The following is a 9334-nucleotide window of genomic DNA, read 5'->3' as shown; positions in this document are numbered from 1 at the left end:
GTTTTTTTATGGACTTTTATAGTGATAATTGCCATTATTCATAATTTTGGCATAGTTATTTCCTCTTGACTTTTGGCTGGAAATTTAATGCAACGCTAGTGATAGTTTCCTTAACAAGAACAAAAGCACAAGCGCCTTGATTAGCCCCGACAAGCAAATGTTCCTGAAACGAAGAAGGGTGAATTTTCCCTTCTGCGATTTAGGGTTATTTTGCGGAACATCGGTAAAGGCTCGACGTCTGTCGAAACACCGATGGACTCGCATCCTTCGAGTCTCTCGCTCCTGCCGTCTGTAGCTAGACAGCACGGCGAAGCATGAGCCAATGTTGACTTACGCAAACGGAAGCTGTAGGCCAAAGCGCAATGTAAATTGTTAAAAAGCATCCTTTTGAAGGGATGCTTTTTATCATGAAAAGAAGGTTGTATACATATATATGAATGGAATAAAGGTACAACCATGAAAGGAGTCCAAATGATGCGAAAGGTAAGTCTCCTTCTTATTATTGTATTTATTATCACATGTTTCTTCCTTCATATTTTAGCATTAATGCGCTTAATTCCGATTTATATCACGTCTCCGCTCCTTTTTGTTGGCTTATTTTCACTGGTTTCTTTTATGAATGGAAAAAATAGATTTCGAGGATTTCATTAATTTGCCGAGCGAACAAAAAATGATCACCCGTTCGGTCGCTTACAACTTATTAGGATTCTGATGATACCCCAAGCTTCGTATGCGAATGAATGTAAGCATATATAAACAGAAGCAAGGACTAATCAAAAGGGGGCGGAACTTAGATTAGAGGCATAAACTAAGATTCTATATCTTACAAAACAATTGGTCATCATGCATTTATTGTAAAACGCCTTTTTGAAAAAAGCGGATAATATCCTTCGTGTTTTTCTCTATGTCATCCTCTTTTTTCTGTTCAATATTATTTAGACCATTCCCTACATTTAATAAAGAGAAAAATACTCTGGAACTAAATTTGCTTGAAAAAGTGGAGTGTAGTTGTCCTTTATCCATTGCCGCTTGGAAACCTTGCTCCAAGGCATCATAAATTCCCTCTACAGCCTGATTCATATCTTGCCAGTCTTTTTCTTCCAATGCGGTTTCAGTTCCCCGTGTTAACGCATCAATATCAAGGTGAAGGGTCGCTGTTAAAAACCTTTCTGCCACCTCGTATAAGTTTTTATCAAACGATTGCTCCTTTTGTAGGATCTCTTGAACTTGTTTCCTAATTCGTCCCAACATCCGTATCATCGTTTCTGTATATAAACGAGATTTATTTGAAAAATAGTAATAAACAGTTGCTTTCGTTACATTAGCAGCTTTGGCAACATCATCCATTGATACTTCTTGATAGGAATAATTCAAAAATAAAGTTTGAGCATGATCTTCAATTTTTTCCTTCGTCGGCTTTTTTAACAAATCAGTTGGTGGTCTTCCAATCGCACGTTTCTTTGACACTATACTCCCTTCTTTCCACGCTTTTTGATATTCATATAAGTTTATTTTAATATAAAATTAGAATTTCCTCCAACTTCGTCCATATTAAAAGAAAGTTATTTTTAATTGACTAACCAGTATATATAATTATAATATGGTAAAATAATACAACTTAAGTGAAGGATGGTGCATATGAAAAAGTGGAACTGGGGATCCTTTGTTTCCGGAATGAAAAGTCGTTGGGTCACAACGGTCATTTGGGTGATCATACTTGGTGTCCTTTCTGTTACCTGGCCTCAGATTAATAGCCAAAAAACAAACTCAAATCAACTACTGCCCGATGATGCTTCTTCCATTAGGGCTTCCAAGTTAGTAAATGAGCAGTTTCCAAATGATACAGGAACTCCTTTACTTCTGGTCTGGTATCAGGAAGCTGGATTAACAGATACTGATTTCGAAAATATCCAAAAATTATTTAAGAGTTTAGAAGAAAACCCTGTGAACAAGCAGACTTTTGTACCGCCTCTATATAAAGCGCCTGCACAAGCATTAGCACAAGCCGCATCAGAAGATCAGGCTGCCTTAACAACCCCCGTATTTTTTGATTCAGCCGCTTCAACGAAAGAACTACAAAAAGGGATAGAGGAAGTAAAGGAGCAAATTAATAAGGCTTTCAACCACGCTGTATTAGATGATCACTTAGATAAAGAAGGACTCCATGTCCGCATTTCCGGTCCAGTTGGGATTCAAACAGATGCAGTATCATTATTTAGCAATGCAGATTTCACTTTATTAATGGCCACTGTAGCAATTGTACTGCTTTTATTAATTGTCCTTTATCGCTCCCCTTTACTAGCGATTATTCCTTTAATTACAGTTGGCTTTGCTTATGGATTGATCAGTCCGATACTCGGATTCTTAGCAAAAAATGGCTGGATAGAAGTTGATCAACAGACAATCTCCATCATGACCGTTTTACTTTTCGGTGCCGGCACAGATTATTGCTTATTTCTCATTTCTAGATATCGTGATGAATTAAGGCATGAACCTGATCGATATAAGGCGATGCAAAAGGCGATTGAAAATACTGGCAGCGCAATCCTGATGAGTGCAATCACAACTGTTTTAGGCTTGCTAACGCTTAGTCTGGCGTATTATGCTTCCTACGATCGATTTGCCATCCCATTTAGTGTTTCGATATTAATTATGGGCGTAACAGCGCTAACTTTATTACCAGCCTTTCTTACCTTGCTAGGCCGAGTTGCATTCTTTCCTTTCATCCCTAGAACGGAAGAAATGATTCAAAAGCTTGAAGCAAAAAAAGGAAAGAAATTACGCAGGCAGCGAGATAAAAGTGTATTTGGTATAGCTCTAGGAAAAATCGTCACAACAAAACCATGGACCATTATCATTAGTTGTTTCGTCTTATTAGGAATTTTCATTTCGTTTGTACCGAAAATCCAATTTACTTATGGATTATTGGATTCATTCCCAGCAGATATGCCTTCACGAGAAGGATTTTCGATTATTTCGGATCATTATCCACCTGGAGAAGTGGCACCTACACAGGTGATGATCCAGACAACCCAAAAAGATATTTCTCTTCAACAAGATTTGCAAAATCTTACGTATATAGATAACGTATCTGAACCAGAACATGGCAAAGATGAAGATTACCAATTATACGAAATCACGTTTGCTATGGATCCATATTCACCAGAAGCTGTTGAAAAAATCGAGGATATTCGTTCTGTTATATCTTCGAGTCTAAAAGAAGCAGGTATCAACAATCCTCAAGACAATCTTTGGATCGGCGGAGAAACAGCGACATTATATGATACAAAACAAATTACAAACAGAGACCAATCAATCATCATACCTGTCGTGTTATTAATCATTGGAATTTTACTTTTAGTTTATTTCAGATCAATCATTGCGACTATTTATTTATTACTCACAGTGGGGCTCTCTTATTTAGCCGCTCTCGGAATCGGCTGGATTGTCCTGCATTATGGATTCAACGTTCCTGCCATCCAAGGACTTATCCCGCTTTATTCATTCGTTTTTTTAGTCGCATTAGGGGAAGATTATAATATTTTTCTAGTCGCGAATATTTGGAACAAACGCAAAAAACGTATTCCTTTAAAACAAGCCATTGCAGAAGGTGTAAGTGAAACAGGTAGCGTCATCAGCTCAGCAGGAATAATTCTAGCTGGTACTTTTGCTGTCTTAGCTGTTATGCCAATGCAGGTACTGGTCCACTTTGGGACCGTGACTGCTATCGGAATTTTAATGGATACATTTATTGTCCGCCCACTGTTTGTTCCCGCAATTACCACTGTATTAGAGAGATATGCTTTTTGGCCGGGGAAACTTTGGAAGGTAAAAGATGAAGAAAAGAAAGAAACCAATTAGATACAGTAAAAGAGCAAACTCAGACTTAAGCAAACAAGAAAAGCGCAAGGCGCCCGCCTATCGGCGACAAGCAAATGTTCTGAGACAAAGAAAGGCGTTCTTTGCCTTTCATTGGCTCAGGTTATTTGACCTCGAGCCGATGGCGCCTGGAGCTAGACACCAACCGTAATGTAAACAGTTATCCACAAGCCAAGAATTTTATAGTTTCCAATAGTTTCCTTAACAAAAATAAAGCGAAACTTCCTATCCAGCTGATAGAAAGTTTCGCTTTTAATAGTTATTCTGAAAGCAAGGCTTCCATTTCGTTTAATTTTTCTTCAAATATTTGGCAAGCTGCTTCAATTGGCTCTGCAGACGTCATATCTACACCTGCTTTTTTCAGCACCTCAATAGGATAATCAGAGCTTCCTGCCTGCAAAAATGCTAGATAACGCTTAACGGCAGGGTCTCCTTCTTCTAAAATTTGCTTAGACAAGGCTGCGGCTGCACTAAAACCTGTCGCATATTGATACACATAGTAATTATAGTAAAAATGAGGAATTCTCGACCATTCTAGGCCGATTTCATCATCAATATCAATATCCTCTTCCCCAAAATATTTCTTATTTAGTTCATAATATTCTTTTGTCAATAGATCCGCTGTTAGTGCTTCTCCATTCTGGTCTTTTTGATGAATAAGATGTTCAAATTCTGCGAACATTGTCTGACGGAAAACAGTACCACGGAAACCTTCAAGATAATGATTCAATAAATACAATTGTTCTTGTTTATTGTTTGCATGTTGTATCATATATTCGTTAAGAATTGATTCGTTCGTTGTGGAAGCAACTTCCGCAACAAAAATCGAATAATTTCCATATGGATAAGGTTGATGTTTGCGTGTGTAATAACTATGAACACTGTGCCCGAATTCGTGAGCGAGAGTGAATAAATTATTGACGTTGTCCTGCCAATTCATAAGAATATATGGATTTGTCCCATAAGCACCTGATGAATAAGCTCCACTGCGCTTCCCTTTATTTTCAACCACATCTACCCATCTATTTTCAAAGCCTTCATTTAAAATGTTTATATATTCACTGCCTAGTGGAGCAAGAGCTTTCACTACAATATCTTTTGCTTCCTCATACTTTACTTCCATCTTGACTTCCTTTACAAGCGGCGTATATAAATCATACATATGGAGCTGATCAAGCTTCATAATTTTCTTACGCAGCTTCACATAACGATGGAGTAAATGTAAATTTTTATTAATAGTATTGACGAGATTATCATAAACACTTTCAGGAATATTATTTCCCGCTAATGCTGATTCTCGAGCGGAATCATAATTTCGAATCTTAGCAAAGAAATTATCTTTCTTTACAGTTCCATTTAGCGTACTTGCAAATGTATTTTTGAACTGGCCATATGTTTCATATACCTTTTTAAAAGCTGATTCCCTTACTTCACGATCTTGACTTTCAAGGAAACGAATATAATTCCCATGAGAAATCTGAACCTCTTCCCCATTCTCATCTTTTATAACTGGAAATTCTAAATCCGCATTATTCAGCATCCCGAATGTAGTACTTGCAGAACCTAGAGCCTCAGAAGCTTGAGCAAGCATTGCTTCTTGTTCTGCTGATAAAACGTGACCACGCTGCAAGTTAATTTCTTCTAAGGCATGACGGTACACTTGTAACTCACTATTTTCTTCAACAAATTGCGCAATCTTGTCTTCGTCCATTGCCAAAATCTCTGGAACTACATAGGAAAATTCACTTGCAACGATTGAATATAAGCTTTCAGCTCGTGAATTTAACCCTTGATAATGAGAATTTCCCGTATCTTGGTCATAGCGCATATGGGCGTATGTAAATAATTTTCCTAGTCGTTCAAACACCTGTCCTTGAAATTGCAGAACTTGATTTAGTTTCGCTGCACTTTCAGCAATAGTCCCCTTATACTGGCCAGCTTGTTTGACAAGTGTTTTGATCTCTTCATATTCTTTTTCCCACGCCTCATCTGTTGGAAAAATATCCTCCAAACGCCAAGTCATTTCCTCTGTTATCTCTGACCGCTGTGGCAATGATTTAATTGTTGTTTCTTTCGTCATAATCTTCCTCCTCTAATCTTGACTGGTTATATTTTCATCCTCTATTACCTATTCTACCTATTTTATCCAAATCCCTGCAACTTTAAGGATTAGGTGCGTTTAGTTTACGCAAAGCATCTTTTTGGAATATTTCCTTTTCCTTGCTCCTTGTCTCCTCCATATTTTCAGGCTTCTTCACTGATTTTTTTATCATAAATAAGTCTTCACCTATTTGCGAAAAATATTCCATTGCCGTAAGCATAGAAAAATATTCTAAAATAGTAATTTCCCAACTATATTGGTTTTGAATATCTAGCGGAAATTTCCGAATCTTAATCAAACCTTGATTAATTCGTTTTAGTACTTTTTGTTTCACCCATTTCAATGAGAGCTTTTGTCCAACTGGTAGTCCTTGTATACAATCAAGATATAAATAAAATTGCCAAATAACAGGTGATTCATGTATGATGTGCGCATGTGGAACAGGGATTCCACATATTTCCGGCAAGAGAAAAGGATTATGTCCGGCTGTGTATACCGTTTTCAAAAAAGAATCTTGATGAAGATCCCCATAATGTACTTTTTGTTGTAACCACATTCTCTTTTCATTCAACCAAATTTGAGCATCATAAGCACACTCATCAAAAACAGAAGCGTACTTTTTATCATTCAGAATTGGGAACTCTTGTAACACTCCTAATAACTTATTAGATGTTATGGAAATCATTTGTGAAAGCTGGAGAAAAGCCTTTTTCTCAGGTATATAACTTAAGAGGGTTAATCCAGAATCGGGGTGATGCGTACTGAGGGAAAATTGAAAATCTGATAACACAAACGTACTATTTTTTCTTTTTTTGTAAGGTGAACTTCCGAGAATCCATATAGGTAGAATTTCGAGTTTCTGATAACCTGCATTTCTTTCTTCCAAACGTTGTCTAGGTAATGGAGAGCATTGATATTCAATAGCATATGTGAGGTCGCCTGCCTTTAAAAAAAGGTCAGGTCTTTGTCGGATTTCAGGAAGGTAATGTTCTAAATAAATATCTAATCCTTTCGCCTTATAATGTTGGTATAAATGCTTTTTTCCTAATAAATGCCTGGGACTTTCAGGTTCAGTCGTGAGGATGGAACATTCGGCGGAGCGCTTATGAGCAAAATGAGGAATTCGAATTTTTCCAGCTTTTAGAATTAAGGGGTCTTCACATACGGGACAATAATAATGGGAGGTCCTATTTCGTTTCGTAAAAGTTTGGGGAACATTAATCAATGATATAAGCTTTCCTTTTTCATTTAATGCAGTTAACAATTTTTTCACTCCTTTCTCTACATTATTCGCCACTACCTGATAAAATCCTTTTAATCGATGATCAAAAAGTATTTTAGGGAACAAAAGCGCAAGCGCCTTGATCAGCCCCGACAAGCAAATGTTCCTGAACCTAGGAAGGGGCTTTTTCCCTTCATAGGTTCAGGGTTATTTGACCTCGAGAGGCTAGGCGCTGGAGCTGGATGACAAAACTCAAAATTATAACTTATCCACAAGCCAAGAATTTTATAGTTTCCTTAACCATAAGAAAAGCCCAAGCGCCCGTTTAGCGACGTACAAACTTTTTAGGAGACTGACGAGATAAAGGAAACACGAAGAACCCGAAGGCGAAGGGAGAATCGATGTTGACTTACGCAAGCAGGCACCGAAAGTTGGCTAGTCGCTGGGCGCTGGAGCTAGACAAAAAAACCGATTTCTTTTAGAAATCGGTGATTTATTCAAAATATTGATTTAGAGTGGAGAATACATCTTTCTCAATAATTTTGTTACCATATTCGACCAAACGATGAACTGTTACGTTACTCTCTTGCCCATATTCAAGAAGAATACTTAGTGCATTGTCTATTTTTTTGTCATCAAATTGTTCGTCTGGAAAATGAACGTGTAAATAATAAACATCTTTCCATGAAAACAACTGTGTATTAATTTGTTCGTCTAAGTTTTTATTTTTGGAAAGGGAAAGGATATCTTCAAAATCTTTAAATTCAAAGACGAATTCAAATATGAGTTTTGATTTCCCGTAATGATTCACTTGAAAATTTTGATCGAGCAAGTCCTCAATCGCATGATCAACTGGTATTTCATTATTTTTTTCATCGGGAATCGGAAGTTCAAGCTTCTGCCCATCTTTAGATAGTTGAGCTTTTGTAACGATCACTTCAAGCCCCTTATCAAGAGCCTGGATCTGAATCCAAAGCGGTCCTTCATTAAGAAACTCGTCTTCTTCATGAATTTCATCCATCATTTCCCAAAATAATTCTTCACTGCGCTCCCGATTGTACCAAATTTCTTCACGATCAAACCCACGTTCTTCTATATCCATATAAGATATATACAGCTTGACTGTGTTTTCATTGATGCGTTCAATCTCCAAAATCAACACTCCCTTCTATAATAGTTGGTGAAGGGATCACGATCCCGTATCGGAGATTCTTATCCTCAGAAAGAATGAGTGTATATTATTCTCCTTGTACTTCTATTTTATGATAAGTAGCGAATAAATGGAAACAAAAGCTACCTTAAAGTTTAAAATCCTCTAATGCCTATACTTAATTCCATGTTTTGCTTATTTTATCTAACATAGGAGAGAAAATCAAGGTCATTTTCAAAATTCCCTCTTGCTTATAGCCAAGTTTCTTACATCCACACTAAATAATTTGCATGTTCATGCTGATGTCACGGTCTATGTCTCGCTCCAAGCGTCATCGGCCTGAGGCTCGTAGATGCGACACCATTGGCGTTGCGACATACAGGTTGTAGCAGCTCAGACGAAGCAACAGAACGGCGCGTCGCGATCAAAGTCCGCCACCAGGACGGCGCTAAACGAGCGGTTACGCTTTTATTGATAATGATGAAAAAAGGCCAGCCCACTAGTCGATACACGACAGAGTAGGTTTAGCCTTTTCAAACATTCCATACGCGATATGATTAATTGACCATCTTTTGCGCTTCACGAAGCTGATAAGTCCGAACCTTACGAGGAAGGAAACGTCGAATTTCATCTTCATTATATCCAACCTGTAATCGTTTCTCATCTAAAATAATGGGACGTCTTAAGAGTCCTGGATTTTTTTGAATCAATTCAAATAATTGTTGTAGGGGCAATGATTCTAGATCAACATTTAGCTTTTGAAAAATCTTAGATCTAGTCGAAATAATCTCATCGGTCCCATCCTCTGTCATACGCAAAATTTCCTTTATTTCGTCTAATGTAAGAGGATCTGAAAAAATATTTCTTTCTTTATAAGAAATATTTTGTTGCTCAAGCCAATTTCTTGCTTTTCTGCATGATGTGCAGCTAGGTGAAGTGTACAACGTTACCATAATAGAACCACACTCCTAATTAGAATTAA

The 9334-nt window shown here is 37.4% G+C and carries 6 protein-coding genes; 1 reads left to right on the top strand and 5 read right to left on the bottom strand.

Going from position 1 to position 9334, the window contains the following annotated elements:
* Window positions 1-849 precede the first annotated feature (849 nt).
* Window positions 850-1467 (bottom strand): TetR/AcrR family transcriptional regulator, encoded by a 618-nt coding sequence (locus KI375_RS22660; protein ID WP_212975668.1) that lies wholly within the window; start codon window positions 1465-1467, stop codon window positions 850-852.
* Between the two features lie 171 nt (window positions 1468-1638).
* Between KI375_RS22660 and KI375_RS22655 the strand changes: the two genes are divergently transcribed.
* On the top strand, window positions 1639-3861 hold the full coding sequence (locus KI375_RS22655) for an MMPL family transporter (protein WP_212975667.1): 2223 nt from the start codon (window positions 1639-1641) through the stop codon (window positions 3859-3861).
* A 277-nt stretch (window positions 3862-4138) separates the two neighbouring features.
* Here the strand turns inward: KI375_RS22655 and pepF are convergent, their stop codons facing one another.
* The 4 genes from pepF to spxA all read right to left on the bottom strand — a co-directional run bounded on the left by pepF (window position 4139) and on the right by spxA (window position 9305).
* Window positions 4139-5959 (bottom strand): oligoendopeptidase F, encoded by a 1821-nt coding sequence (pepF, locus tag KI375_RS22650; RefSeq protein ID WP_212975666.1) that lies wholly within the window; start codon window positions 5957-5959, stop codon window positions 4139-4141.
* An 82-nt stretch (window positions 5960-6041) separates the two neighbouring features.
* The gene (locus KI375_RS22645) at window positions 6042-7244 is read right to left on the bottom strand and encodes a competence protein CoiA (protein ID WP_212975665.1); all 1203 of its coding nucleotides are present in this window, start codon (window positions 7242-7244) and stop codon (window positions 6042-6044) included.
* Between the two features lie 451 nt (window positions 7245-7695).
* Window positions 7696-8355 (bottom strand): adaptor protein MecA, encoded by a 660-nt coding sequence (mecA, locus tag KI375_RS22640; protein WP_207450904.1) that lies wholly within the window; start codon window positions 8353-8355, stop codon window positions 7696-7698.
* Window positions 8356-8909: 554 nt separating this feature from the next.
* Entirely contained in the window at window positions 8910-9305 is a 396-nt protein-coding gene (gene spxA, locus KI375_RS22635; RefSeq protein WP_158320567.1) for a transcriptional regulator SpxA, read from the bottom strand.
* Window positions 9306-9334: the final 29 nt, after the last annotated feature.

Origin of the sequence: Bacillus sp. J14TS2, assembly GCF_018333015.1 — a bacterium.
Taxonomy (GTDB): domain Bacteria; phylum Bacillota; class Bacilli; order Bacillales; family Bacillaceae_C; genus Lederbergia.
Note: the sequence above shows the minus strand (reverse complement) of the source record. Positions and strands in the feature narration are given on the sequence as shown.

Coding starts and splice junctions, on each gene's coding strand:
- KI375_RS22655 (WP_212975667.1), top strand. CDS start 1,639: ATGAAAAAGTGGAACTGGGGATCCTTTGTTTCCGGAATGAAAAGTCGT.
- pepF (WP_212975666.1), bottom strand. CDS start 5,959: ATGACGAAAGAAACAACAATTAAATCATTGCCACAGCGGTCAGAGATA.
- spxA (WP_158320567.1), bottom strand. CDS start 9,305: ATGGTAACGTTGTACACTTCACCTAGCTGCACATCATGCAGAAAAGCA.